Genomic DNA, 25,113 nt, shown 5'->3' on the forward strand with positions numbered 1-25,113 from the left:
TGCGGATAGGGTTGTACTGGACGGCCAGTGCTTCCGCGCCTATGTCGAGCAGCAGTTGGTGACGGTGCTCAAGCCAGGCGACATCGTCGTCCTGGACAATCTCGGCAGCCACAAGTCCGCAACCATCCGTCAATTGATCAACGCCGCCGGTGCGCGGCTCTGGTTCCTGCCGCCCTATTCGCCGGACCAATCCGATCGAACAGGCTTTCTCCAAGATCAAACATTGGATGAGAAATGCACAAAAGCGCACCGTCCACGACACACGGCGGCATATTGGTAGGCTTGTCGAAACCATCCAACCCGCCGAATGCCAAAACTATCTCGAAAATGCCGGATATGGTTCTGTAAAAAGATGAAACGCTCTAACGTAGAATTTCGCCCTCTCCCGCAAACGACCCCACGTTCACCCACCAGTGAGTGAAGAAAAACAGAGTATCGTTATTCGCGGAAGATTTTTTTTGAAGGTGTCCGGCCAAACTGTTGTCGGTATGCTCTCCCAAAAGCAGGTACACTATCATATCCAGCTTCTACAGCCGCTTGTGCAACTGATGCTCCTTGACGTAATTTTTCCTCGGCCCACTGTAGTCGAATACTGCGTGAATATTCAGCTGGCGTAACGCCAAATGCCTCCCGAAATCCAGCTGTGAGCTTATTTCTATTTAGCCCTGTACGATGTGCAAGCTCTTCAACGGAGGGAGGACTCGCCACTTCCTTACGATAGATAAGAGCGGCTACGTCGATCAGCCTTTTGTCCCTCTCGTCTGGAACGAGAGAGAAGCGTCCTTTCGAACGATCATATTTATTCAGCTCCACAACTGTTAGCAGCAAAAGTTCCATGGCTTTTATACGTAGGTAGGCGGTTCGAATGGGTTCGCCCAGATCGCAGTCAATCAGCGAATCCAGTATCCCCCACATCTCGGGGGTCAACTGCACGCTCATAGAGAGCGTCGTATCCCGACCGTTAAAAAAAGCTGTTTGATAATCTTTCCGCCATAATTCCGGTCGCAACCCGAAAGACTCTACCAAGTGGTCTCTTGCTATATGTATGCTTACGGCTCGCGAAGATTGCAAAGCCGCGTCGGTACGAAGACTTCTGATTTCGGTCACGGAAGTTTCCGCAACCGTCATGGTTGCTGAACCAGAAGTAATCTTGTGCGCACGACCGTTCATGTGATGAAAGTAGGTGCCACTCCTTTGACGATACTCAAGAGTGATGAAATCGCGTCTCACGATTGTACTCACAAAAGGTTGGAACAGACGCACACTCAGATTGCAAAGAGCGAAAGCGTCGTCAACCAGCAGATAGGAATCGCCAACAAGTGTAGACTGCTTTTGATCCCATACCCCGCGCCCTTCTATGTAGGGGGTTGTTCTCAGTGCAGTCATTAGGTCACGGATATCGAGTTCTAAACTAGTTGCCATGAGTTAATATCACCGGCTTTTCTATCACGGCACGAAGATTGCCTTGACACTTGAGTTATTGAACCGGATACGGCACGGCTCGCTATTGTGTCAACGGAGAAGCCCAATAATCGATGAACAAGCACAATCGAAATTGGTAGCGCTTAATTCTACCGAATTTGATGGCTACTTCTCTTCGAAACTCGTACAATATCTCCCTTGTGCTGTCAGCACCTGTGTCTGATTGGAGCTTGTTGCGGCGAAATCCAGCGCAATTATGATGGGTGCGACCGGAAAAGCATGATGGCTGACCGATGTCTTTTTGAAACCGCGCTTCCGGCGTGCATGCGTTGCGTTCTCCCACATCAGGTGGGCAATTCGCCGACGCCCACATTCATCCCTTGACCGGCAGACACCGGATCAGGCCTACTTCAACGAGCTGGCACCAATGGTGGTGGCGGCATAATCGAGGCGGAAATCCACTTAGCGAAACGCCCGAAACTGTTCAGACAAACCAAGCCACCTCTATACGAAGATCAACAGAAAGGGCCTTTGAAATATCTGCCGACCTCCATCGGCAGACAGTTTGAATCAGAAACGAGCTGATTTGCAAGGCCTCCGATTCGTTCAGATAGGGAAGCACTCTAGTATCTCGCGTTCCTGTCGCAATATCTCATTCTCGCGACGAATGCGTTTAAGCTCAGCCGCCATATCTTCGTTCGCAGCAACCAATTCAGGGTCATCAAAGCTGCATCCCGATTGCGGGAAATCCACCATGTTAGCGCCGGCAGTCCCACGCCAAGGTCCTCAGCAACTTCACGCTGGGCCCGACCACTCGTCTCGGCCAGACGAACAGCCTCACGTTCAATTTCTTTCGTGAAGGGCACTCGCTTCGTCATAAAGGTTTCCTTTCAGCTCATGAAAACCTCTCCATTCTTCTGAGGTAAGTCCATGAGTCACAATGCCGCTCACAAGGGACAAAATGATATTACTCAACGAGGCAAGTTCACCATCGGTTCGGGATCCGGAGCAGCATTAAACGCGTCGAGCGTTGAAGTGATAAAATGATAAAATCTCATGCAAAAAGGGTTCATCGTGATTGAAGCAGGATCGTGAAAAAAAAAATTCTTTCTGATACACGAGCTAAGATCAACTTGGACAAGAACAACATCGTCTGACATTAAAACGCGCCTGAACAATGATGAATGGTGCAAGAAGTTTTTTCGGCGATAACTGTTCTTTGACGACGACGTTTTCTTGGGGATGCTTGAGATTGTGTATGTTAATCAGAAGTTCTCTATCGCGATTGCAGGAACAAGAGCTTTTGCGTGATATTCCAGACGCTTGGGGCCCAAAATACGAGGCATCGGGCGTGGGTATTGCCTATACGCTTACCGGCCCGAATGAAATTAAGTATACTCCCGCTTTTCATTCAGCCCTTGTTCTCATTACACCACAAGCTCAACGTGAAGTACTCATTGGAAGCGATCGTCGCCGGAATGGCATAGCTCCAGCGGGTTCACTCGAAATATTTCCGAAAAATGCTGAGGTTTTTGCGCGATGGCGGCAATGGCAACAGAGTGTTTTCGTTACTATGGACACAGAACGTCTCGCCCGTTTGGCTGGAAAGGAATTCGATCGTGGAGTTATCGAATTGTTGCCACCACTATTAGGGAAAATAGATCGTTTCACACTGTTTCTCGCCGATGCGATGCGACATGAACTCGTTAAGTCACCGTTCGTGTTTAAGGAGTCCTTAGATGCCCTTGCCACCGTTTTCTTCACACACGTGCTTCGAAGCTATTCACCTTTGGCTCGATGTCCTTCACTGGCACTAAACGGGGGATTGCCTCCTTTGCTGTGGAAGAGGGTGAACGATTATATTCAGGCGAATATCGCCGATACGTTAACTCTCGAAAAATTAGCGGATGTCTGTAAACTGTCTCCTAGTCATTTTGCGCGTGCATTCAAAAAAACAACCGGTCAAACATCTCACCAATACGTTCTATCTTCCAGAATTATTAGAGCGGGAGAGTTGATCAAGAAAACCGACACCCCTCTCCATATCATTGCTATGAATACTGGATTTTCGAGTCAGTCTCATATGACATCTGTGATGAGAAAACAGTGGGGAACAACGCCCGCAGAGCACCGACGAAAGAACACCTAAAATGAAGGAATTGGCTTCGTTGCCTTCATTTGCGTTGTGGCCTAATTGAGGGGTGTATTCGTTATGCTGGGCGGTGCGTAACATAACAAAATAAGCAAGAAGATGAACAGGGTCGCCACGCTAACAGCTGCCGGGCCAATTGTTCCAAAACGATCCAGCGCGGGAACCAGGACGAACGGTGCTAGTGCAGCGCCAACGCCGCGCACAGCCCATGTCCAAGCAGTCAAACGCCCCCTCAACAATGTAGGAACCGATTCCGCTGCGTAAATGGTTAAGATCGGCAGCGTCATTGCGACTACAATTGTATAAAAAATAGCGAGTGTTAGAAGCCAAGTATGGCTCGAAGCCACTGCGAAGGAAACGATGATAAAAATTAGACACCCAGCACCCAACAAAAGCCCGGTTCTACGCTCAAAATTATCGATTATTGCGCCTGCAAGGAATACACCTGTTATTGTTCCGAGGCCACTTGTGCCCAGATAAAATAAAGCAGACTGTAGTGTAAGTCCTTTTTCAATTAGGACGGATCCTATAATCACAGGAAAGCCAATCGTCGAGAATGATACTATAAAGGCTGCCGATAGAAAGAAGGGAAAGACTATTCTTGATTCGGAATACTTAACTTCGGAATTCGGCGTAGTCGCGATAAGTATTGGACTCAAACCGAAATCAGTTTCAATCTTCTCTGCTTCTTTAGATCGCCCGACGACCCTCAGCCATTTGGGAGATTCTGGCACTTTGAGGTGCAGAAGCCAGCAACCGAGCGCCAATACGCTACATACAAGAAAACTCCATTTCCATGCAGGAATGCTCGTCGCATCCCATTGTGAAAGATATCTGAGCACATACAAGATAATGATAGGGCCGGTTGCTCCGAGAGCTATTATATTCATCATCGTTCTCCCGCGCCGTTCAGGAGGTATTACTTCGGCTAGATAGGCTAACATCACAGGTGGATAGGCACCCAAAAAAATCCCTGATGTGAACCGCATCGCCGCCAAGGTCTGGGGAGTATCTGACGCAAACGCTCCAACGGATGTCAGCATGATCATAATCATGCAGATATTGATGACCGACCGACGCCCCATTTTGTCGGCGAGAAACCCGGAGATGCCTGCACCTGCAACGGCACCTAAATAGACGCTCGCCAGGAGCCACGGCAAGATTCCCCTATCATTCGGATCATCACTTGCATAGAAATATGTAGCGAGTGCGTTTCCCAACGCGTATTCTGCGAGGTCAATTGCCAGCCCAAATGCACAGACTATATATATAAATGTCACGCGGTTTGATCTCAGAAACGGTTTCAACTTTGGCATTTATTATTTCCAAATTTCAGTGATGATCTGGCGTTAAGGCCCGAGGCGACCGGGCTGGGCACGCACGCCGTGACAAAGATGATTTAGCTCCAATTGGCTCATCTTCAAAAGACTTTTGAGCGTACGCGGGAAGTAACCAAACAATGGGCGACGTTACACGTCAATTAGAGCGTCTTTCGACCGTTCTGAATCGAATGGGCTTCCCGTGAAGCGCAATTTCTGTTTCAGAATCCGTGCTGGTGATGGAGGGCCAACCTCGTTCGATGGATTTACGTTCGCGACTTCTGGCGGCGGTTGATGATGGAATGAGCTGCCGTGCGGCAGCTGCTCGCTTTGGCGTTGCGCCATCGACGGCAATCCGCTGGCAGGGGCAGCGCCGGGAAACTGGCGACTTTTCTCCCAAGCCACAGGGTGGCGATATGCGTTCACGTCGGATCGAGGAGCGTGGGGCGGATATCCTCGCAATTTGGGAAGCGCGGAAGGACATCTCGCTTGAGGAACTGCGCCTGGCGCTGATCGAAATCGGCTTGCACGTCTCTATTGCCGAGCTACACCGCTTCTTCGCGCGGCGGGGGGCATGACGCGCAAAAAACTTATGGCCCGCCCCTTTGCAAGAGGATTTTACGGTGTTCTGATCAGTCTGCGTCAACGTATACGGTCTCACGAGCAAGCTCATGGCTAAGATGGACATCCGCACGCTTAGAGCCCAAAGCTGCTTGGAAGCACCCTGTTGAGGTCACGGGCCGCCCCAAGCACCTATGTCGGAAAATCTCCCGAAACGGTCACTGATCAAGATCACAAGCGCCCCGCCCGAAGGGTTTTGGAATGGTCTGCCCAAAACATGCGATATCTGTTCTGCTAAATTAGAACATATTCTATCCGGCGGTGGTCGCGTGGGCGATAGCCGCATCCTGCTCTGGCGTACCGCCCGATACTCCAAGAGCGCCGATCAGGACCCCGCCGGTGTCGAACAGCGGCACGCCACCACCGACAAGGAGCAGTCCGCCATGGTGGACATGATCGAAATGCAGGACCGGTTTGCCAAGCTCCAACGGCGCGTTCAGCGCGTCGGTCGGGGCCTGGAACATCACCGACGTGCGTGCTTTGGCAATCGCCAGTTCATTCGAGGCCAGCCAGGCCCCATCCATACGGGAGAACGTCACCATGTTTGCGCCTTTGTCTAGAACCGCAAACACCGCCTTCATGCCGGCTTCCTCGGCGGCTACCCACCCCTTTGCAACAAGCCTTTGCGCGTATTCGAGCGTAATGTCAGGCATTTTGTGTCCACTCCGTTTCCTGCCACTGCTTTGCGGCGTCGATAGTTCCGAGCGGGCGCATCGTGCGGTAGAGATGATCTTCTGCCGGGATGATCTCGACCATTGCGTCGATCATATCCTTCGGGTCGGCTTGATCAGCGAGCGCACTGCCGAAATCCGGCATCGGGACGACAGCGGTTTTTTCATCGTACCACTGCACGTGGCTCTCCGCGCCGGTATCGTTGAAGCCGGTACCGAACACGCCAGGGTTCACGGTGGCGACCTTGACGCCATATGGCGCCAGCTCAGCCCTCATCGAACCGGCAATGGCCTCTATGGCATGTTTGGTGGCGCAATAGATGCCCACGAACGGAATGACGAGGATGCCGCCCATCGACGAGGTCCACACTACCTTGCCGGACTTGCACGCCACCATCTTGGGAACGATGCCCTGCGCCAGCTTGAGATGGCCGAAAACATTGATCTCGAAGGATTCGCGCACCCGTTCCATCGGGATGTCGACGACGGAGCCGCTTTCCATGACACCGGCATTGAGCACGAGCACGTCGGGATCGTAGGTTGCCGCATGGGCGATGTCGATGTCGTCCAGCAGATTCAGTTTGATGACTTCAAGCTTGACGCCCGCTTCCGCCGCATCGGAACGCAGGCTCCGCACCAGAGGCCAGGCTTCGGCGGTTGCAACAACCTGGTGTCCACGGCGGGCAAGCTCGATCGCCGCGCCACGGCCAAAACCGGAACTGGCGCCGGTAATCAGGATTTTCTTTGTCATTGTCATCCTTCTTTCTCTCTATGTCTGATGTTCGTTCGGACTTCGCGGCGCAGGTTGGATCCCGGTATTGGGCGAAGATCCCGACGTAGAGCTTTTCGGCCGCAAATGCTCCTCGACCGAGATTGAAAGCTATGCAATCTTGACTGCAACGACAATGTCATCAATTCTTGATGCTGAGATGAAAGATATTCACCAATCGACAAGCGGCGATCTGTTTGCCCTGAACGTATTCCTGGCAGTCGCCAATCATCGGAGTTTTCGGGCCACTGCGACTGAATTCGATGTGACGCCCTCCGCCATCAGCCACTCCATCAGGAGCCTTGAGCAACACCTTGGAGTTCGCCTGTTCAATCGAACGACACGCAGCGTTTCCCCGACCGAGGCGGGTGAACGACTTGCCGCAAAACTGCGACCGGCCATGTCGTCAGTCACGGAGGCATTGCGGGAAGTAAATGACTTTCGCGGCGTTCCGACCGGCACGGTGCGGATCAATGCCAGCGACGCGGCTATCCGCTTGATCCTGCGGCCAATATTGACCCGTTTCCGGCACGACTATCCGCGTGTCCATCTCGACATTGTTGCGGACGGCAAGCTTGGCGATATCGTTGCCGAAGGCTTTGATGCTGGGATTCGTCTGGAGGAGGCGGTACCGCAGGACATGATCGCGGTACGCCTCACCGAAACCGCACGGTTTGCCGCCGTTGCATCGCCAGATTATCTCGCCGCTCGCGGCAGACCAGTCGCACCGCAAGACCTCTACCAACACGATTGCATCCGTTTTCGCTTCGAAAGCGGAGCGATTTACCGCTGGGAATTCGAACGGCACGGCATTGCCGAAACCATCAATGTGAATGGCCCGTTGACACTGAACGATCAGGCACTCATGGTGGAGGCGGCGATCGATGGTATCGGAATTGCCTTTGTGCCCGACTTCCTAGTAGCCGACTCCCTTCGCACAGGGCGCCTCGAACGATTGCTGGACAATTGGTGTTCGCCTTTCCCCGGCCTGTGCCTTTATTATCCGGGCCATCGACATGTTTCGTCAGCCTTGCGAGCCTTGATCGACACCATCCAAAACGAGCGGCGAGCGCAGAAGCTCAATCCATGACCGATTGTGATTGTCATGCACGCGGTGACCGACAGCGCTGATGGACAGTGCCACTTCGCAATGACAATCTCAGGCACCGAGCCTAAATCTGCCGTTGCTAGGCCTCCTGACTATTGCGCGCTTGGCGAAAGGGTATTGATGGCCTGCGCGAGGCATGGCGTTGTCACGTTCATACCAATTGGAGGGTTTGTTGGTTGTGTCGCGAAATATTCACTTCTGTTGCCCTATTGTCCCTTCAGCGCGCATAATTAGTGAGGTGAACGGGATGGCGATCGATTTCAAAGGGTAAGCGCGAATTTCTGTGCACCTTCTGAAGTGCGGTGCTCAGAGGTGGCTTGGTTTGTCTGAACAGTTTCGGGCGTTTCGCTAAGTGGATTTCCGCCTCGATTATGCCGCCACCCATCATTGGTGCCAGCGCGTTGAAGTAGGCCTGATCCGGTGTTTGCCGGTCAAGGGATGAATGTGGGCGTCGGCTATTGTAAAAGGTCAGATAGCGGCCGATGCCAGCGCGGGCCTCGGACACTGTTTTATAGGCGTGGAGGTAGACTTCCTCGTATTTGATCGAACGCCAGAGCCGCTCGACGAAGACGTTGTCCCGCCACGCACCCTTGCCGTCCATCGAGATGGCGATTTCCGCCTTCTTCAGCACCGTCGTGAAGTCCATCGAGGTGAACTGCGAGCCCTGGTCGGTATTGAATATGTCGGGTCTGCCATAACGGGCCAGCGCTTCCTCGACTGCTTCGATGCAGAAGGCTGCCTCCATCGTGATCGACAGTCGCCACGATAGGACCTTCCGGCTGAACCAGTCCACAACGGCGCAGAGATAGACAAATCCGGGAGCCATCGGAACATAGGTCAGGTCCATCGCCCAGACCTGATTGGGTCTGGTAACCGCCAGCTTGCGCAGGAGGTAGGGATAGATTTTGTGCCCAGGTGCCGGTTTCGACGTGTTCGGGCGACGGTAGATCGCCTCAATGCCCATCTTCTTCATCAGCGTGGCGACGTGCAGTCGACCGGTTTGTAACCCTTCTCCCCTCAAGAGCCCTTGCAACATCCTGCTTCCGGCAAACGGGTATTCGAGATGCAACTCGTCGATCCGGCGCATCAAAGCCAGATCGCCGTCAGACACCGGACGCGGCGAATAATAGACACTGCCACGACTGATGCCGAGAAGCTTCGCCTGACGCACGACGGACAGCTTGTGCTCGCGGTCGATCATTTCTTTCCGCTCAGCAATCCCGCCTTGTCGAGCGCTCCGGCTAAAAAATCATTCTCCAGCGTCAGCTCCCCGATCTAGGCGTGCAGCGTTTTGACATCGACGGTTGGACCCATCGGTTCCGCCTTCGCTTCATCGCCGAACACGCCTGTCGCCCCCTCAAGGAGCCGGTCTTTCCATTGCTTGATCTGGTTGGCGTGCACGTCGAACTGTTAGGACAGTTCCACCAGCGTCTGCTTGCCTCGAATGGCGGCGAGCGCCACTTTTGCCTTGAAAGCCGGGCTATGGTTCCGGCGCGGTCGTCTCGTCGTGGTATCTCCTGTTCCCGGCATCTAAGCCGAAGTCAGGCAGAAATTCCACTTGTCCCCCTGTTCAAATTTCCCGAACCAGCTCTCCTCGACGCCGACCAGACCGTCTGTTGCAATGCGCATTTGAGCGCGCAAATTTGATTAGGCGATCGGCATCGCGGATCTCATCGTGGCCAGCGGTCAATGACCGCGCTGACAGGCCGGACATATGACCGAACCGTCCGATGGTAGTTCACGCAGAAAAGACCTTGCTAAACGGGCCGTTCCACATATGCAACAGATCCAGATCAAGGACGGGAGCAGTCTGCATCAAACAAAGCTATCACCAGACGCCAGCAAAAACACGCGAATCCAGATACTTGATTCATTCTGCCAGCTGCCGCCCGGGGCTTCCAACGCCTCGACCTTGCGCCAGTCGAGCCCGGAAAAAAGAGCCTTAAACTGCGCGTGGTTCAGCGCCATTATCCCGTCGCTGACAGCAGGCCAGATGAAGCTCGTATCTTCACGTCGCTTGTAAGCCATCACCAGTACGGTACCGTCCCGATAAAGCAGCTTCAATCGATCCGCCTTACCAGCATTACCCGCAGCCAAAACTGCCCAACCGCCTTTAGCCGTCAATAAAATACTGTCACCTCATCAGGCGGTTCTATATACCGACTTTTTCAATGCAATCCACGCCAAAAACCTCTTGGCAAGAGCCTGCATTGGCAACTCAAAATAACGAAAAGAAAGCGTCGATAGGATCAGGGCGATCATCATGACAAACAATCCTGTCCAAACCAGAGAATAGCCAGCTGCGATTGCTCGTGGAAATACAAACAATATTATTGGCGTATGAAACAAATAAAGAGAAACACTGATATTTCCCAGCCAAAGGAATATTTTCGATGAAAGCAGCTTACCAGTTAATTTTGACTTCTCAATAACATCAACAGAGAGAAATGGAACAAACGCCATTAGATAAAATGCATCAAAAATAGTACCAACATCAAATAAAACGCCATACATCATAACAACAAGCAGAATTATTGATGATAGCTCACAAAACCAGTTCATCATATACGATACTAACTTAGAAATCTCATTCTGGTGGCGATACATAAGTCCACCGATAGCCATCCCTCCGATTCCGCGATACATCCCGACACTTAAAACAAAATCACTATTATGCGCAATCATCGTTCCGCGATCAAAAGAAAATACTATAATATAAGATACTGCAACAATAAAGAGCACAATCAATGTCGGAAACCTAAACATCAGAAATAAAATACAGGCAGAGAGCCAAAATTCGACGGATATGCTCCAGGCCGGCTCGTTCAATACCTTCGCATCGCTAAATCCCGTTGCGACTAGAAATGTAACATTCTGCAGAAATTCAGATAACGATAACTGCGCCCCCGAGGGAACATACAGAGAGTTGGTCTTGTTCAATAAAATTACAACAAACGCGCAACACGTAGTCGTTACATGAAGTGGCCAGAGACGAAGAAACCGCTTAAGAAAAAGCAGTAGATAGCTATCACCACCGGTCGACGCTACACTGTAGAGAACGAATCCAGAAAGCATGAAAAAATAATCGACTGCCAAGAAAGCCCCTACCAATGGGCGATCGTTACTCCAGCCAAAAACACTCCCTCCGATATGAGAAGCAGCTACCGACAACGAGAATACGCCTCGCAATCCGTCAAGATAGGGAATTCGTCCTCGTACTCCGCTCATTAGCGTGTCCATCTTTGTACGGTGTTATTTATCGTTCTCAACCATTTAATGCCGTATTACTCTTAACTTAGAAGAGAGATATCGCAGCGGAGCGGTTATTTTCCATGACCGGCTATTGATAATATTAGCATTGAGCCTTTTAGCCGCTTCAATTTCTTTACTCAAATCTATTAGAGATAAGGACGCCAATCTATTCTGCTCTAAAAGTTCAACATATTCCCGTTTAAGTTGCGAAATCTGTTCTATACCGGACTTAAAATGAGCCTCAAGTTCATCACGCTCTGATACGATAATCGAGTTCTGCCTAACTAGTCCGTCTAAGTCCGCTTTCAACTCAATCTTCTGTAATTCCTGCTGCTGAATCCTCCAAAGCAACTGCGCCCAGATGTTCAAAAAATCAAAAGGAAACTCATAAATAGAAGCCTTTGGCTTAAGAAGCCGGTCTGCAAGTTCTTTCTTCCGTCGAATGAATTCTGCTCGATCCTGTAACCTGCATGGTTCCGATTTTCCAGAGAGCTCAGTTTCCAATGCCTCCCCAAAAGCATCTGATACCTCAACGTCACTTAATATGGGCCAATTGCTACCCATTGCTCGGACGGCTGCATGTTTTGTGTCGTAGTATGAAAGGGCACTGATTGCAATTCCTCTGCCTCCTGACAAAGAACCCAAAAGATGGGGATGATATCGACTCGTTACTGTAAAGCCACCCGCGCTGACCGGGAATCCATTTTTCAGCAGATGGTCTGGATCAATCGATTGTACGGTGAAGCCAGTTCGCTTCAGTTTTTCCACCAACCCAGCGGCGTCACCTGAGACATCTCCAGGCATAGCCATAGCGAATACGATATTCCAAATACCGTGCAGCTTCAGAGAAGTCATCACCTGGGACGTAAATATTGCTTCCGCAATGGAGTCCCCATCAACAAGATCATTTTGGATACAGACAATAAAGGAGTTATCGCCAATCTTCTGCAGGGGATACCTCACGTTGCTATCGCTCAATAATAATAAAGCGTCATCTCCAGTGAAGAATAATCGATCAAACTCTATTTCTTGTAACTGCTCGTAAGATTCCTTGTCACGGACATCCACTAGGTCAAACGTTCTAAGGACAGCTAAAAGTCCAGCTAAGTTGCCTGTTTCAGTGGGCATCAATCCCAATCCAGTTGCAACCAATTGGGCGCCGGTCTGCCAAGCTAGCAATCTTGCCAATAATAGAATTAGATAGTTTGATGGCCAGAGACTATTGAAGTATCCGCCGCCGACAATGTGAACTTGGTCAAAATTGCGTAACCGTAATGCCGACAGGCAATCTGATAGACCCTTCTGGTTGTCAAGTAACCTTGAATGCTCATGGAGATAGTCCCATATCCCTTCCGATTGGCCATGCTCTGCAACTAGTCGAGCATTCCACAAACTCTCGCTCGGTTCGACAACTTCCGCCAAACCGTCCAAAAAGCCTGCCAGGTTATTGAGATTGTAACCATCGCAGAAAATCCGAGCCTGTGGGTCATTCTGTCGGATAGCATTAATCCAAGAGACTAGAATAATTTCATCTCCAAAGTTTGGCCCTCCCAGTGCGCCAACCAGTAGATACCGGGCCATCTAGCTCAGCGTCCTTCTAACCATTTGCGCGGCGGAGAACACGCCTCGAGCTATTGGTTCTAGCAAAATATTCCCCCGTCGCCTAATCTTTGAACCAACGGGGTGCTCTAAAACAAACTTATAGTACCCTCGCACTATACGATCCAGCCGACCTCCAGATCCGAGATAACCAGGACTTGATGAATGTTGCAAATACTCATAGTGCGACGGAAACGTAGGGTTACTGTACTCTGTATTCGGGCCATTGACGTTTAGAAAAGATATAATTTCAGAAGAATATTTTGCGTATGTTTCACTATGTTTAGCGACAATATAACTATAATTCTTTTCCCATAAATGCCGCTTGTCTTGGAAAAGAGACCCAGGCCGGATTCGATAGTTGAACAGGGCGTGGGGTATCATTACGCCGCGCACACCAGCACACATGAGAGCGATTGTGCCATCCCAGTCATCCAAAAACATCCGGAGCTTCGGGTCATGCTTCGCATGCTCAAGAAAAGTATCGCGACGCACTACAATGCCAGCGCAATTTGTCGTGTTAAAAATTAATTGGCGTGGCATTTCGGGATTAAAGGTAGTCCATATTTTAAGAGTTCCAGTATCATCAAAATCATTATTCCAGCACCCTACAAAGCCGACATTATCGTATTTGTCTAATATTCCAACACACTTCTCATAATAGGTAGGATCAACAGTATCATCAGCATCAAGAAGGGCAAGATACAACCCTTTTGCATGGGAAGCTCCGACATTTCTGGTATCGGCGACACCCGAATTCTTCTTTTTTACAAGCTTAATACGAGAATCTATCAAAGGAAGGCTCTCGACCACTTCTCTACTGTACTCATCGGTTGATCCATCATCAACAACGATAATTTCAATGTCCTGCAAAGTAGAGTTCACAGCCGATCTGACGGTTTCTTCCACTAACTGGCCAAGATTATAATGTGGGATAACGATACTCAGTATCGGTCCATCGCTTTTTCTAGCCACTTTTTCAAACAGCTTCTGTTCACCTGTTACAAACGGGAAAGTGGCGGGAAAATCCTGCGATAAGGAAAGAACCCTTTCTCTGTTGCTCATATAAGCTTGATACCCACAAAGCTCTTGAACTTTTGCGGCAGCTTTTTGCCCCATCCGAGATACTTCTTCTTCAGGCAGACTGTCTATCTGTTGAATAAGGCTCGCAACTGATTTTGCGTCATTAACGTCGACTACAAAACCATTTATCCCGTTCTCCAAAAGTTCGGTATGGCCGCCGGTATTAGATGCTACAACCAACCCGCCCTCTGCCATGCGCTCGGCGACCGCATAAGCGAATGTTTCATATTTTGACGGATGGAAAAGCGCACGTATTGACGAGAGCTCTTTGCGCAAATGTTCTTGGTCAAGATTGCCCCTGAAGACAAGCTTACCGTTCCGCACCCAATCGTTATATTTCGCCTTTAGAACATCAACATTCGATTTGCCTTGCCCGTCAACCACGTCAGCGCCGAAAAGATACAGCGTCGACTCACCCCCACTTCGCCAATACACATCAAATCCCGCTAGTAACTCCGGTATACCCTTTTGCGTAGATATCCTAGAAGCGACTGCATAATCTTTACGCGTCTCTATCTGCTTGCCTTCATTAGGTTTGGAAGACGGTTCATAAGGATTGTAAATAACACTGAGGCGATCAACATTTATCCCCCACTCGTTATGTAAGAATTCCGCGTGAACCTTACTTGGACAAATAATCGCATTCGCGCCCAATAAGCAGAATTTTTCCATCTCCTTCATGAAATATCTCTGGATTTGGAAAGGATTTTTCCCCTCCAGCTCTTCGATGTGCGAAACAGGGCAATGGCTGGTTATTAGGATTTTTAAGTCCTTAAACCTATCCTCTAGAGTTAGCTTTCTTTGAATTGTAAAATACCCGAGTCCATATCCGTCCGGGAACTCGACCCATTCTGGCCTCAATCCATTATCGATAATATTTTTTATCTTATTAGATATCGCGTAGCTAACTGAAGGCCAATACCCCATCCACTTAAAAGCATCATCCGCTGAAGGGTTCCATTCTATAATTTGAACTGATCCTTCAGTGTATTTTTTTTCATTATTAACGTTGTGGTTAATTGCAAGAACAACCGCACGTTTATGGGCAACATTATGAGCCTTAATAATATTCCTCATATATGTTGACAGCCCTCCTCCACTGGAATGGACCGCCTCAAAGGTAACGAGCAAATAATTCATCTAAGGCCCTCTCTGGAACTCACTAAATCAGGAACGGGAAACATCGAGCATAATCTCGCCCCTCTTGGACGATGCTCATTCACTTGGGGCCAAAATATTGATCAAGAACCTCTGACGGTGCTCCATCCATTTTAAGCTGGCCATGCTCCATCCAGATAACTCGATTGCAATTTTTCTCGAGAAGCTCCCGTGAATGACTTGCAAGGATGAGAATTTTTGTAGAATCTACCAAAGTTTTCATACGAGCATTGGCACGCTCCTTGAAATCCTCGTCTCCTGTTGATAGCCATTCATCCATTATAAGTATCTCGGGATTTATGGCTGTAGATGTTGCGAAGGCAAGTCGCAACTGCATACCTGAAGAATAAGTTCTAAATGGCATATCCAAGAAATCCCCCAAGCCGGAGAATTCGGATATCTCTTCGATCTTGATGGCCAACTCCGTTTTGGACATGCCCATCATAACGGACCGTAACTTGATATTTTCTCGGCCCGTCGCATCAGGATCAATCCCCAAGCTTATATCAATCAAAGAAATGCATCTGCCGTTTATGTGCGCTTCGCCCTCTGTCGGAATATAAATTCCGGACAGTACTCGTAGAAGTGTGGTTTTGCCCGATCCGTTATGCCCAATCAGACCGATGCGTTCACCTTCATTGAACTCGAAACTAACCCCATCCAACCCTCTCACCTGGATCAGATTGTCCGAACCCCGCTCGATACGTCCACCGGTCGCGATGTTAAGAACACGATTCTTTAATGACCGGCTCGATGAATTATAAACCGGAAACTGAACAGTTGCATTTTTCAAGATGATGTTTGTCGTCATATTAAAGCCAGTAAGCTACCCGCCAACGATATTTTCCAAAGAATGCGAGCGCAGCTACCCAGCCAAGAACGGCCGTCGCTACTAGTACTTCCCAGTTCAATGCAGTTGGGAGACCGCCCTGCAACGGCGCCCTCACGACCTCTACCATATGATAGAATGGATTGAGCGTCATAATCAGTCCAGAGACAGTTGACGGAAGCGTTTTTGGCATCCACATGATTGGCGTAAGATAGAACAACACCTGCAATATATTCTGCACCACCTGCGTCATATCGCGAAAACGAGCACAGATTGTCGCCAATAATAGCATTATCCAAGCAAGATTTATACTGATCAGCATCAACCCAGGGATAGTCAATATTACATGCCAGCTAAACGTTCCACCAACCACTACTAGCAGGAACGGGAAAATCAGAACATTATGAGCCAAAATTACCGCATTTCGCCAAAGCACCCTAAGAATGTGCGTGAACAACGGCATTTTCACTTGAAGAATAATGCCCGACGACGAAATGAAGCTTGTACACCCCTCTGACAAGCAAGAAGAAATGTATCCCCAGACGATAAGCCCCGCACATAAATGCGGAAGAAACTCAGCCATCGGAGTTTGAAACAACGTCCCAAAAATAAGCCCCAATGCCGCTATCAAAATAGCCATATTGAGAGTGAGCCAAAATGCACCAACCCTGGATCGCCTATATCTTTGCGCGACATCCTGCCAGCCGAACGTTGTGGCGAGCCTGATTTTTCTGAATGCCCCTGATACATCGCTCAACGCGGCAGAAAAACCCGTCCGCGGAACCGATCGCTTCGGCTTGGCTTGCATGCCAATGGCTGTTTCTTGGTACTGCGTCATTTTAGAGTTGCTGCCGCCTCGTCATTTAAGGATAGCTTGAATCACGGTGATTTCTATATGAATGAAACAATTTTACAACCTTAACCGAGCTGGATAACAATTTCGTTCACTAGTCCTATCCGGGAATTTTTGTCGAATTCATAACGTCACCCCTGATCGCAACCAGAGCATCCCATCTAGTTCTTATTAGTAACGATATATGTCCAAGTTGGGACACTGAATGCATATAAGACAAAAGCGATATCGTGACGCAGACACAATCAATGAGCTGCCGGGAGCCTTGGGACTACATCTCCAAGGTTGGGCAGTGCTACGTTGCAATGGCTACTTCATAACCAAAATACTGGAAACTCGTATCTCGCAAAGTAAAATTGAAAAATGGCTGGGGCGCCTGGATTCGAACCAGGGAATGGCGGTACCAAAAACCGCTGCCTTACCGCTTGGCTACGCCCCAACAAATCAAACCGAAGCAATCGGTTGCGCGGCCTTATAACCGCTTCGACAACCAAGCGCAATCGCCTAATAACGAAATCCCGCCGAACCTTACAGTGCCCACGAAGAACGTTTTCAACCGCTTATCGCCACGACCAGTCACCCAAAACAAAACCGCCGATTTGCGTCCAGCCTCAAAGCTGCTACTTCCAGGGGACAAATGATTTTTCGGTATTCATCATGCTGTTTCTGTTGATTTCATTTCTTGTCAGCGCTGCCTTGTGCGGCATCGGGCTCTACCTGCTGGACCGGCTTTTGCCCGAACGCTTTCTTGCGGCCCGCATGAGTTCGCGCTCCAACCATACGACAGTGGCCCGGCAGATCGGCGGGTTGGCGCTTATTCCCGCAATTGTCGTGACTATGCTGATTTTTGCGCCGGATCTGGAAGTCAATGCGCATCTGGCGCTCTGTCTTTCGGGAGCCTCGGTATTGCTCTGGATCGTCGGAGGTCTGGATGACCGCTATGAGCTTTCGGAAATTATCCGACTGGGGTCGCAGTTCATTGCGGCCGGGCTCGTTGTTTACGGTCTGGGACCGGATTTCCGGCTATTGCCCGAGCTTTTGCCGCACTGGCTGGAGGCAGCGCTCATAGTCATTGCGTTGGTGGTCGCGATCAACGTCACCAACTTCATGGACGGCCTCGACCTGATGACAGCAGCGGGCATCGGGATTCCTTTGGCGGGTATCGGGCTTCTTGCCGCTCTTGGCCTCGCTGGCTTGGAAAGCGGCGGCCTCGGAACTATTGCGGCGGGCGGCATTTTGGGTTTTGCCCTGTTCAACCGCCCTCCGGCAACGATTTTTCTGGGGGATTCAGGAAGCCTGCCGCTTGGGTTGATCACAGGGACAGCGCTGATCCTGCTTGCGCGCGAAACGCACATCATCGTCGCGCTGATCCTGCCGCTCTATTACATTCTCGATGCAGGGACGACCATTGTGATGCGGCTGAGCCAGGGCGAGAATATCCTGAAAGCGCATTCCAAGCATGCCTATCAGACAGCGAAGCGCTCGGGCTGGAGCGTACTCAAGGTCGTCAGCCACGTCGCACTTCTGAACCTGATTCTCATTGCCTGCGCCCTTGCGTTGCTTGCTTTGGACCACACAATCACACAGGTCGCCTTCCTGCTCGTGGCAGTTGTCGCGACGCTGGTTCTGCTGCTGGATTTCCGCGGACGGTTCAGGAAGCTATAACGTTGAACAGAACCTTGCGGACCGCATCGACATCGCCGCTTTCCATGGCAATGCGCAATGCGGCAAGGCTCGCGGGAACATCAACAGCTGCCTTGTTGCCTTTCGGCGCGCGCATGATCTTGGGATGGCGCGTCGGCTGTGCCAGCGAAGGATCGTAGAAGAGTTCTTCATACATCTTCTCGCCCTCGCGGATTCCAGTAACCTCGATGGCAATATCGCCATGCGGATTCTCTTCATTGCGAACGGTCAGCCCTGCCAGCAGGATCATATTTTCTGCCAGATCGCGAATCCTGACCGGTTCGCCCATCTCCAGCAGCACCGTGTCGCCGGATGCGGCGATGCCGCCAGACTGCACGATAAGCTCGGCAGCTTCCTTAATCGACATGAAGTAGCGGGTCATGTCGTCATGGGTCAGGGTAATGGGACCGCCACCGGCAATCTGCTCACGAAAAAGCGGAACAACCGAACCGTTGGAGCCCAGCACATTGCCGAATCGGACTGAATAGAACGCCTTCTTCTCGCCCGACTGCTCGGCGCGCGCACCGCAATAATAGACGACCAATTCTGCCCAGCGCTTGGTAGCACCCATCACATTCGTTGGCCGTACCGCCTTGTCGGACGAGATGAGCACCATGCGCTCGACATCGGTGTTGAGGGCAGCCTCTGCCACTTCGAGCGTGCCGAAGACATTGTTGTAGATACCAACCAATGGGTTCTTCTCGACAAGGGGCACGTGCTTGTAGGCTGCGCAGTGATAGACCGTATCGACGTTGTGATCGCGAATTGCTTTCTCCACACAGTTGCGGCTGCTGACCGTCCCTAAAATCGGGATGACTTCGCAACTGGCTATCTGCCTCAACTGCCGGTCTATATTGTACAGCGCGAATTCGCTCGATTCGAACAGGACGATACAGGCGGGATTCCATTGCGAAATGGTGCAGCAAAGCTGGCTGCCGATCGATCCGCCTGCCCCCGTCACCATAATGCGTCGGCCTTCGACCACTTCCCGCAACAGGTCCGCATCCGGCGGCACTGGAGAACGACCGAGCAGATCGTCGATCTCCACATTGCGAAGCGAGCTGACCAGATATTTGCCTGCCGTCAGATCGGCAATCGGCGGAAGAATGCGCGTATTGACCGGAAGGCGCCCAAGAAGCCGCGCAAAATCCTGACGCTGTTTCTGTTCCAGCGCCGGTTCCGAAACGACCACCTGCTTGATGCCGTAATTTTCTATCAGGGCGGGAATGTCTTCCACACCGTAGACACGCAATCCCACGATATCCATGCCCTTGAGCTGGCCATCAGGATCGACAAAGCCGACAACCAATGTGTCGCTGTGGCTGCGAAGCGCGGTTGCGAGCTGGCGGGCAGGTTCGCCTACCCCAATGATCAATGCGGAACTTGTATAACGTTTGTCCGATTCGGCACTTCGCAAAAGCCACTTCGCACCGAAACGGCTGGCTGAGATGAAAACGGTACTCAAAAGCCAATAGAGCAGCGGGACCGAGCGCGGCAGGCCGGCGCTGCCGTAGAGTTCCATCAGGAACACCAGTGCAACCCAGAACAGCGAGGCGATGGCCGTGGCCTGAAAAATCGGCCAGATCGCACGTTCTGCCAGATAGCGGATAATGGCGCGGTAAAGTCCGAAGCGAATGAAAACCGGAATTGCCAGAACGGGCGCGATGAAAATGAGGAACGTTTGTCCCTCGTTCGGTACGAAAACGAAGCCGAGACGTATGACGAATGCGATATAGGCACTCAGCAACAGCAGAGCACAATCGCTCAGCATCAGGATGATCTGTTTGCTGGCGCGGGGTAAAAGCGCCAGTCTCTGCCATGGATATTTCAAACTCATACGCGTGTAATCCCGCTCTCCCACGGAGAGAAATACCTGAACGATTCCAGCGCCATAAGGCTATTTATACTACTATTTGGGACTAAAGCTTAGTCAATCCCCTCGCGGCTTGCCGCACGTCGTAGCTGCGAAGCATTCGAATTTCTCGCCACCGTTACCACGAGTCACCCGACAGGACTATATCAATTGCCATTTCAGGCGCTTAACAAACATCTTTTGGCTTCGAAGCAACGCCATGGCAGCCATGCGGCAAACCCGCCGCGCCTGTCGTTTTGTGGATTTACGCATGTCTATCCCGAAACACGTTCTCACTTTCGGGGATCAAGCCTCAAGCAATGACGGCACCGTTGCGAATGCTTCGCCAATTTACGCCATCCGAATAGAGCATCTCCGCACCGGACGGACCATCGGTGACGAAAGCGATCGCGCCTGCGCCATTGCTCCCGGCGGAAGGCAGCGCCGCAACTACATAGGACGCGGGGCGAATTGGACCATCGACATGAAGCCGGGCCTGCGGCCAGACCGAACCAATGGCGACATTGCCGGTCGCGTGATCGATCTTGATCGCCTCCCGCCATTGTCCTGCATCGCTGCTCACCTTCACACTGAAATCGTTGCTGCCATTCAGCCCCATTTGGCAAAACCGGTCCAGTTGGTCTGGTATAGAAGGCTTGCGGTATCAGTGACCGCCTGCTTGTTTACCTTGATCTGGTGCCCTGCCCCGGCATTGTTGAACAGGCTGGCATCGGACGAAACCGCGAGCCGGTTGACCGCATCGGCCGTCGCCTGCACGCCCAGCATTGAGAGGGACAGATTGTCGGGGACCGATGAAACACCCTTCCAGAGATTGCCGTCGAAAACGAGCAGTTGCGCTTCATCCTCGACATAGGCCTGCCAGCCGACAGCAGGCGCAACGAACAGCCATCCGCCATCGATAAAGGAGGCAATCGTTCCGTCTTTGCCGGTCCAGCTTCCCAAAGCGGGCGCGGCCACCAGATAGCGGTCTCCGCTGGCAGGGGTTTCCGGCGCGTCTGTTCGGGTTCGCGATTTGATGCTTAGAGGCACGACGGCATCCAGCAACCGCAGGGCCTCATTATGGGTAACGTGCTTCTGCGCCTGGCTGGGCAGGATATAGGGCAATTTGAGATTTGGGGTTTGGTCCATGAAGAACTCCTCGCAATGGATAATGCGAGGAGTCTAGTTCGTCCGTTCGGAAAGAGGATAAGTCCGGTTCAGCTTCCGCGATAGGTCGAATAGGACCAGGGGCTGACAAGCAATGGCACATGGTAATTGCCATCGGAATCGGCAATTGCGAAACGGATCGGAATAAGATCGAGGAAGGGCGGATTGGCCTGTTCCGCACCGCGCCCCTCAAAATATTCGGCAACATGGAAGTGCAATTCATAGGTGCCGATCTGCATTTCGTCGCCCGACAAAAGAGGCGCATCCGTGCGTCCGTCCAGATTGGTCACCGTGCGCTTGAGGAGATCGGGCGTACCATTTGCGCCAATGCGATAAAGCTCGATCCGCATAGCCGCGGCAGGGCTGCCATGGGCCGTATCAAGAACATGCGTGGAAAGTTTACCCATAATATTCCCCGATCAAACTCAAGCGGGCTTCGTTGTTTCGATGCGATAGGCAGTATCGGAGAAGAAAAATTCCTCCAGATTGTCTTCCTTGCCTGCCCTGTCGACAACCAGAAAATCGGATTTCTGCTCGAGCGCCAACAGCGGGTGGTGCCATGCATTGCGCAGATAATTGATCCCCTGATCACCCCGCGCAAGGAAAACCCGTGGGCGGGCAGGCTTGCCGCCGTCATCCTCGGCAACCACCACGAGAAACGGCCTGCCGTTCAACGGAATGAATGCCTGCGAACCGAAAGGATGGCGTTCCATCATGACGATATCGATTGGCGCCTCGAACGATTGTCCCCGGAAAATGTTGACAAGAACCCGTGCCTCGGTGCCAGCGGCTTCAACACGCGCAAGGTCGTGATAGCGCTCCGTGGTGCCATTGTTGATGAGCCGAAGTTCGGCCCCTTCCGTCTCGATGACATCGCCAAAGGGCGCAAAAGCCTCTTTTGTCAGCGGTTCGATCACCAGAGTTTCGACGTGCAAATCATCCTCCCCGTAAAAACAGATGCGTTATAGCGACAAAGCTGCGCTAGAACGCATCTGTCAATCGCGAAGCAGTTTCAACCGAAACAAAAAAGCCGGGCGCAAGGCCCGGCGTTTATCGTGCGGAACTGATAAAAATTCAGCGTTTCAAAAGCGACATCATGGCAGGCACGCCGCAGGCGGCGAGTGCGAGCTTCACCAGATCACCAACGATGAATGCGCCGAAGCCGAAGGCAATGGCCTTTTCCAGACCGAAGAGATAGGCCATCCAGCCAGCGCCCATCAATAGAATGACGGCCTCAGCAAGCAGCATTGCGCCGCCGAGAGCGAGGGGATTGCGCGCCATTCCCTTGTCGGCAGCACGTCCGACGATCCAGGCTGCAGCAAGGTAGGAAAGAAGGTAGCCGCCCGTCGGGCCAACCATATAGGCAAGGCCAATGCCCTTTTCCGGCGTTCCGGTAAAGACCGGCATGCCAAGCGCGCCTTCAAGCAGATAAAGGGCGACGGTCGCCACAGCGAGCCGCGAGCCGTAAAGCGCAGAAATGGCAAAGAGAGCGAAGGTCTGCATCGTCACATTGACGTAGACCAGGTCAACCTTGATCTTGGCGGAGATGGCAAGAACAGCCGTTCCGATCAGTGCAAGCCCCACAAACCAGAAAGCACGGGCCAGTTGTCCGGTGGGCAGATACTCCGTAGCCAGAGAGGCGACGGCGATACGAGACTTTGCTCTATGAGGCATATCCAACTCCACTTTTGACGCGGCGACAGATACCGGAATCTGACTCCTGACGCGATTGTCAGCGCGCGCGACTGTTCACGTTTGCAACCCGACTATATAAGGCCTATGCCGTTTCATCAATCAAACCAAAGAAGAATTGGAAGCCGCTTCAATGGCGCTTGTTTTCGACAGCAGTTTCACGCCCCAATATGGGAAGCCGGTTGAACTGAGTAAAGGCATTTTGCGCCTCACCGTCAATAATCCGAGCGCTTTTACCTTTCACGGCACCAACAGCTATATTATCGGCACGGATACGCTGGCTATCATCGATCCCGGCCCAGAGGACGAGGCGCATTATAACGCCCTGATAGCAGCCATTGCCGGTCGCCCGGTCAGCCATATTTTCGTCAGCCACACCCACCGCGACCACTCGCCGCTGGCGCGGCGCCTGAAGGAAACCCTCGGCGCCCGAACCGTCGCCGAGGGACCGCATCGCCCTGCCCGCCCCTATTATGCGGGTGAAGTGAACATGCTCGAAGCCAGCGCCGATACCGACTTCATCCCGGATATCGAGCTCGCCGATGGCCAATCAATCGAAGGCGACGGCTGGGTTCTGGAAGGCATTCATACGGCCGGCCATGCCGCCAATCACATGGCTTTCGGCCTGAGGAATACTGGCATCCTTTTTTCTGCCGATCATGTCATGGCGTGGGCGACATCCATTGTTGCCCCGCCCGACGGCTCCATGAGCGATTATATGGTCTCGCTGGAAAAACTGCTGGCACGCGACGACAAGGTCTATCTGCCGGGCCATGGCGGCGCTGTTACCAAACCAGCCGCATTTGTTCGGGGCCTGCGTGCCCATCGCAAGATGCGCGAACGTGCCATTCTCGAACGTGTTCTACAGGGAGACCGGACGATCGGCGACATGGTGAAGGCGATCTATCGCGATACCGATCCGCGACTGCATGGTGCGGCAGCGCTGTCGGTGCTGGCGCATCTGGAAGATCTGGTCGGACGGGGCGAGGTCAGGACCGATGGCCATCCGTCGCTCGACAGCATCTATTTTGCGGGCTGATTATTCCACGTCGGCCGGAGCCTTGTTGACCTCACCTTCAAGCGCCCCCAGAAATTCGGTGATAAAGCTGGCATTCTGCCCCATATCGCGCTTGCCGTAGCGCGACAGCGAGCGCACATCGACATAGGTAGTCTCGCCTTCATCGAGCAGCCGTATGACGATGTCGCTTTTCAAGCCCAGGATGAAACTATGCGCCGTCACGGCGAACCGCGATGCATTCTGCTCGGGCGAAGGAGCATTTCGCGCGATTTCCTGCCAACCGAATGTCTTGAGAACAGTTTCAACCCCTTGAGCGACACGGTCGGGCGCGGCTTCATAGCGTCGTCCAACCACATCCGGATAGGCGGTCAGCTGGGTCAGCGCATCCCCGCTGACTGCCACCGTCAAAGGGTTCATCCATTGCAGGCGCGGCGGCATATTGGACGGGAACTGGGGCGGCGCTTCGAAATCCGTGGAGAGGTCATAAAGGGGCGGCGAGAGATACCATAGCGTCGTTACCAGCCCAACCGGAAGCAATACGACAAAGGCAAATATGCCGCCCCAGAAAGAACGTGCGCCGCCCTTGTCGCCATTGACCCACAGATTGCGAAAGCCCTTTACCGCACACAGAAGAGCGAGAACTGCGAGAGCGGTACTCAATCCGGCAACCAGTACCAGATCAGGCGTCTCCAAGCTCCAGAAGCGATGCAGAAGAAACGCCAGCGCGAGCAGCAGGGCTGCAAAAATGCCAAGCCGGAGCGCCCAGACCGCAGAGCGCGACTGACGCCGCTGGTAGCGAAGTTTTCTCATGCAGTCTCCGAGAGAGTCTCTCTGTTTTCACACAATATGAATAGCAGAGAGATTT

At 51.9% G+C, this 25,113-nt stretch carries 19 protein-coding genes, 1 tRNA gene and 5 pseudogenes; 6 read left to right on the top strand and 19 right to left on the bottom strand.

The genetic code is table 11. The features are described from left to right. Positions 1-16 precede the first annotated feature (16 nt). Positions 17-356, top strand: a pseudogene (locus AC0TNJ_RS06515) (transposase); the annotation flags it as partial. A gap of 82 nt (positions 357-438) precedes the next feature. On the opposite strand, the gene AC0TNJ_RS06520 reads toward AC0TNJ_RS06515, so the two are convergent. Both AC0TNJ_RS06520 and AC0TNJ_RS06525 read right to left on the bottom strand, forming a co-directional pair. Beyond that, on the bottom strand, positions 439-1,422 hold the full coding sequence (locus tag AC0TNJ_RS06520; RefSeq protein WP_473770624.1) for a helix-turn-helix transcriptional regulator: 984 nt from the start codon (positions 1,420-1,422) through the stop codon (positions 439-441). Between the two features lie 624 nt (positions 1,423-2,046). Beyond that, positions 2,047-2,300 (bottom strand): annotated as a pseudogene (locus tag AC0TNJ_RS06525) (transposase); the annotation flags it as partial. Positions 2,301-2,725: 425 nt separating this feature from the next. Here AC0TNJ_RS06525 and AC0TNJ_RS06530 point away from each other — a divergent pair. After that, on the top strand, positions 2,726-3,571 hold the full coding sequence (locus AC0TNJ_RS06530) for a helix-turn-helix domain-containing protein (protein WP_473770625.1): 846 nt from the start codon (positions 2,726-2,728) through the stop codon (positions 3,569-3,571). A 41-nt stretch (positions 3,572-3,612) separates the two neighbouring features. Here AC0TNJ_RS06530 and AC0TNJ_RS06535 read toward each other — a convergent pair whose 3' ends face one another. Continuing rightward, positions 3,613-4,890: an MFS transporter gene (locus AC0TNJ_RS06535; RefSeq protein WP_473770626.1), complete on the bottom strand. Its 1,278-nt coding sequence runs from the start codon at positions 4,888-4,890 to the stop codon at positions 3,613-3,615. Between the two features lie 242 nt (positions 4,891-5,132). Here AC0TNJ_RS06535 and AC0TNJ_RS06540 point away from each other — a divergent pair. Then, positions 5,133-5,482: pseudogene (locus AC0TNJ_RS06540) on the top strand (helix-turn-helix domain-containing protein); the annotation flags it as partial. A 283-nt stretch (positions 5,483-5,765) separates the two neighbouring features. On the opposite strand, the gene AC0TNJ_RS06545 reads toward AC0TNJ_RS06540, so the two are convergent. Continuing rightward, positions 5,766-6,167, bottom strand: a complete 402-nt coding sequence (locus AC0TNJ_RS06545) for a GlcG/HbpS family heme-binding protein (protein ID WP_473770627.1) — start codon at positions 6,165-6,167, stop codon at positions 5,766-5,768. After that, the gene (locus tag AC0TNJ_RS06550) at positions 6,160-6,936 is read right to left on the bottom strand and encodes an SDR family oxidoreductase (protein WP_473770628.1); all 777 of its coding nucleotides are present in this window, start codon (positions 6,934-6,936) and stop codon (positions 6,160-6,162) included. The genes AC0TNJ_RS06545 and AC0TNJ_RS06550 overlap by 8 nt, the downstream gene beginning before the upstream one ends. A 178-nt stretch (positions 6,937-7,114) precedes the next feature. Between AC0TNJ_RS06550 and AC0TNJ_RS06555 the strand changes: the two genes are divergently transcribed. Then, the gene (locus AC0TNJ_RS06555; protein WP_473770629.1) at positions 7,115-8,044 is read left to right on the top strand and encodes a LysR family transcriptional regulator; all 930 of its coding nucleotides are present in this window, start codon (positions 7,115-7,117) and stop codon (positions 8,042-8,044) included. Positions 8,045-8,444: 400 nt separating this feature from the next. On the opposite strand, the pseudogene AC0TNJ_RS06560 reads toward AC0TNJ_RS06555, so the two are convergent. The 8 genes and pseudogenes from AC0TNJ_RS06560 to AC0TNJ_RS06595 all read right to left on the bottom strand — a co-directional run. Next, positions 8,445-9,592, bottom strand: a pseudogene (locus tag AC0TNJ_RS06560) (IS3 family transposase); the annotation flags it as partial. Between the two features lie 285 nt (positions 9,593-9,877). After that, the gene (tnpB, locus tag AC0TNJ_RS06565; protein WP_473770630.1) at positions 9,878-10,126 is read right to left on the bottom strand and encodes an IS66 family insertion sequence element accessory protein TnpB; all 249 of its coding nucleotides are present in this window, start codon (positions 10,124-10,126) and stop codon (positions 9,878-9,880) included. A gap of 78 nt (positions 10,127-10,204) precedes the next feature. After that, positions 10,205-11,290, bottom strand: a complete 1,086-nt coding sequence (locus tag AC0TNJ_RS06570; protein ID WP_473770631.1) for an acyltransferase family protein — start codon at positions 11,288-11,290, stop codon at positions 10,205-10,207. A gap of 45 nt (positions 11,291-11,335) precedes the next feature. After that, a complete protein-coding gene (locus tag AC0TNJ_RS06575; protein ID WP_473770632.1) occupies positions 11,336-12,895 on the bottom strand; it encodes a polysaccharide pyruvyl transferase family protein in 1,560 nt (519 codons plus the stop codon). Beyond that, positions 12,896-15,136, bottom strand: coding sequence for a glycosyltransferase (locus AC0TNJ_RS06580; protein ID WP_473770633.1), 2,241 nt, complete (start codon positions 15,134-15,136; stop codon positions 12,896-12,898). A gap of 79 nt (positions 15,137-15,215) precedes the next feature. Then, positions 15,216-15,965: an ABC transporter ATP-binding protein gene (locus AC0TNJ_RS06585; protein WP_473768650.1), complete on the bottom strand. Its 750-nt coding sequence runs from the start codon at positions 15,963-15,965 to the stop codon at positions 15,216-15,218. A 1-nt stretch (position 15,966) separates the two neighbouring features. Continuing rightward, complete coding sequence (locus tag AC0TNJ_RS06590; RefSeq protein WP_473768651.1) at positions 15,967-16,821, bottom strand: ABC transporter permease; 855 nt, start codon at positions 16,819-16,821, stop codon at positions 15,967-15,969. Positions 16,822-17,200: 379 nt separating this feature from the next. After that, positions 17,201-17,275: transfer RNA gene (locus tag AC0TNJ_RS06595), tRNA-Gln, on the bottom strand. A gap of 218 nt (positions 17,276-17,493) precedes the next feature. On the opposite strand from AC0TNJ_RS06595, the gene AC0TNJ_RS06600 reads away from it, so the two are divergent. Then, positions 17,494-18,501, top strand: coding sequence for an MraY family glycosyltransferase (locus AC0TNJ_RS06600; protein ID WP_473770634.1), 1,008 nt, complete (start codon positions 17,494-17,496; stop codon positions 18,499-18,501). On the opposite strand, the gene AC0TNJ_RS06605 is transcribed toward AC0TNJ_RS06600, so the two are convergent. From AC0TNJ_RS06605 to AC0TNJ_RS06625, 5 genes and pseudogenes are all read right to left on the bottom strand, one after another. Further along, the gene (locus AC0TNJ_RS06605; protein ID WP_473770635.1) at positions 18,488-20,356 is read right to left on the bottom strand and encodes a polysaccharide biosynthesis protein; all 1,869 of its coding nucleotides are present in this window, start codon (positions 20,354-20,356) and stop codon (positions 18,488-18,490) included. The two genes, AC0TNJ_RS06600 and AC0TNJ_RS06605, sit on opposite strands and share 14 nt — an antisense overlap. A 328-nt stretch (positions 20,357-20,684) precedes the next feature. Continuing rightward, a pseudogene (locus AC0TNJ_RS06610) lies at positions 20,685-21,520 on the bottom strand (DUF2793 domain-containing protein). A gap of 68 nt (positions 21,521-21,588) precedes the next feature. Continuing rightward, positions 21,589-21,945 carry a hydroxyisourate hydrolase gene (gene uraH / locus AC0TNJ_RS06615; RefSeq protein ID WP_122066645.1) on the bottom strand — a complete coding sequence of 119 codons (357 nt, stop codon included), beginning with the start codon at positions 21,943-21,945 and terminating at the stop codon, positions 21,589-21,591. Between the two features lie 18 nt (positions 21,946-21,963). Then, positions 21,964-22,473 (bottom strand): ureidoglycolate lyase, encoded by a 510-nt coding sequence (locus AC0TNJ_RS06620; RefSeq protein WP_473770636.1) that lies wholly within the window; start codon positions 22,471-22,473, stop codon positions 21,964-21,966. 139 nt (positions 22,474-22,612) lie between these two features. Beyond that, complete coding sequence (locus AC0TNJ_RS06625) at positions 22,613-23,212, bottom strand: biotin transporter BioY (RefSeq protein ID WP_122003250.1); 600 nt, start codon at positions 23,210-23,212, stop codon at positions 22,613-22,615. A 151-nt stretch (positions 23,213-23,363) separates the two neighbouring features. Between AC0TNJ_RS06625 and AC0TNJ_RS06630 the strand changes: the two genes are divergently transcribed. Beyond that, positions 23,364-24,269, top strand: a complete 906-nt coding sequence (locus AC0TNJ_RS06630) for an MBL fold metallo-hydrolase (RefSeq protein WP_473770637.1) — start codon at positions 23,364-23,366, stop codon at positions 24,267-24,269. Here the strand turns inward: AC0TNJ_RS06630 and AC0TNJ_RS06635 are convergent, their stop codons facing one another. Further along, the gene (locus AC0TNJ_RS06635) at positions 24,270-25,058 is read right to left on the bottom strand and encodes a DUF1499 domain-containing protein (protein WP_473770638.1); all 789 of its coding nucleotides are present in this window, start codon (positions 25,056-25,058) and stop codon (positions 24,270-24,272) included. It lies immediately after the preceding gene. Between the last annotated feature and the right edge of the window lie 55 nt (positions 25,059-25,113).

The organism is Ochrobactrum sp. PL_is483, assembly GCF_055816855.1.

Coding starts and splice junctions, on each gene's coding strand:
- AC0TNJ_RS06520 (WP_473770624.1), bottom strand. CDS start 1,422: ATGGCAACTAGTTTAGAACTCGATATCCGTGACCTAATGACTGCACTG.
- AC0TNJ_RS06535 (WP_473770626.1), bottom strand. CDS start 4,890: ATGCCAAAGTTGAAACCGTTTCTGAGATCAAACCGCGTGACATTTATA.
- AC0TNJ_RS06590 (WP_473768651.1), bottom strand. CDS start 16,821: ATGACGCAGTACCAAGAAACAGCCATTGGCATGCAAGCCAAGCCGAAG.
- AC0TNJ_RS06605 (WP_473770635.1), bottom strand. CDS start 20,356: ATGAGTTTGAAATATCCATGGCAGAGACTGGCGCTTTTACCCCGCGCC.
- uraH (WP_122066645.1), bottom strand. CDS start 21,945: ATGGGTAAACTTTCCACGCATGTTCTTGATACGGCCCATGGCAGCCCT.
- AC0TNJ_RS06600 (WP_473770634.1), top strand. CDS start 17,494: ATGCTGTTTCTGTTGATTTCATTTCTTGTCAGCGCTGCCTTGTGCGGC.
- AC0TNJ_RS06570 (WP_473770631.1), bottom strand. CDS start 11,290: ATGAGCGGAGTACGAGGACGAATTCCCTATCTTGACGGATTGCGAGGC.
- AC0TNJ_RS06585 (WP_473768650.1), bottom strand. CDS start 15,965: ATGACGACAAACATCATCTTGAAAAATGCAACTGTTCAGTTTCCGGTT.
- AC0TNJ_RS06555 (WP_473770629.1), top strand. CDS start 7,115: ATGAAAGATATTCACCAATCGACAAGCGGCGATCTGTTTGCCCTGAAC.
- AC0TNJ_RS06580 (WP_473770633.1), bottom strand. CDS start 15,136: ATGAATTATTTGCTCGTTACCTTTGAGGCGGTCCATTCCAGTGGAGGA.
- AC0TNJ_RS06635 (WP_473770638.1), bottom strand. CDS start 25,058: ATGAGAAAACTTCGCTACCAGCGGCGTCAGTCGCGCTCTGCGGTCTGG.
- AC0TNJ_RS06630 (WP_473770637.1), top strand. CDS start 23,364: ATGGCGCTTGTTTTCGACAGCAGTTTCACGCCCCAATATGGGAAGCCG.
- AC0TNJ_RS06625 (WP_122003250.1), bottom strand. CDS start 23,212: ATGCCTCATAGAGCAAAGTCTCGTATCGCCGTCGCCTCTCTGGCTACG.
- AC0TNJ_RS06545 (WP_473770627.1), bottom strand. CDS start 6,167: ATGCCTGACATTACGCTCGAATACGCGCAAAGGCTTGTTGCAAAGGGG.
- AC0TNJ_RS06575 (WP_473770632.1), bottom strand. CDS start 12,895: ATGGCCCGGTATCTACTGGTTGGCGCACTGGGAGGGCCAAACTTTGGA.
- AC0TNJ_RS06550 (WP_473770628.1), bottom strand. CDS start 6,936: ATGACAAAGAAAATCCTGATTACCGGCGCCAGTTCCGGTTTTGGCCGT.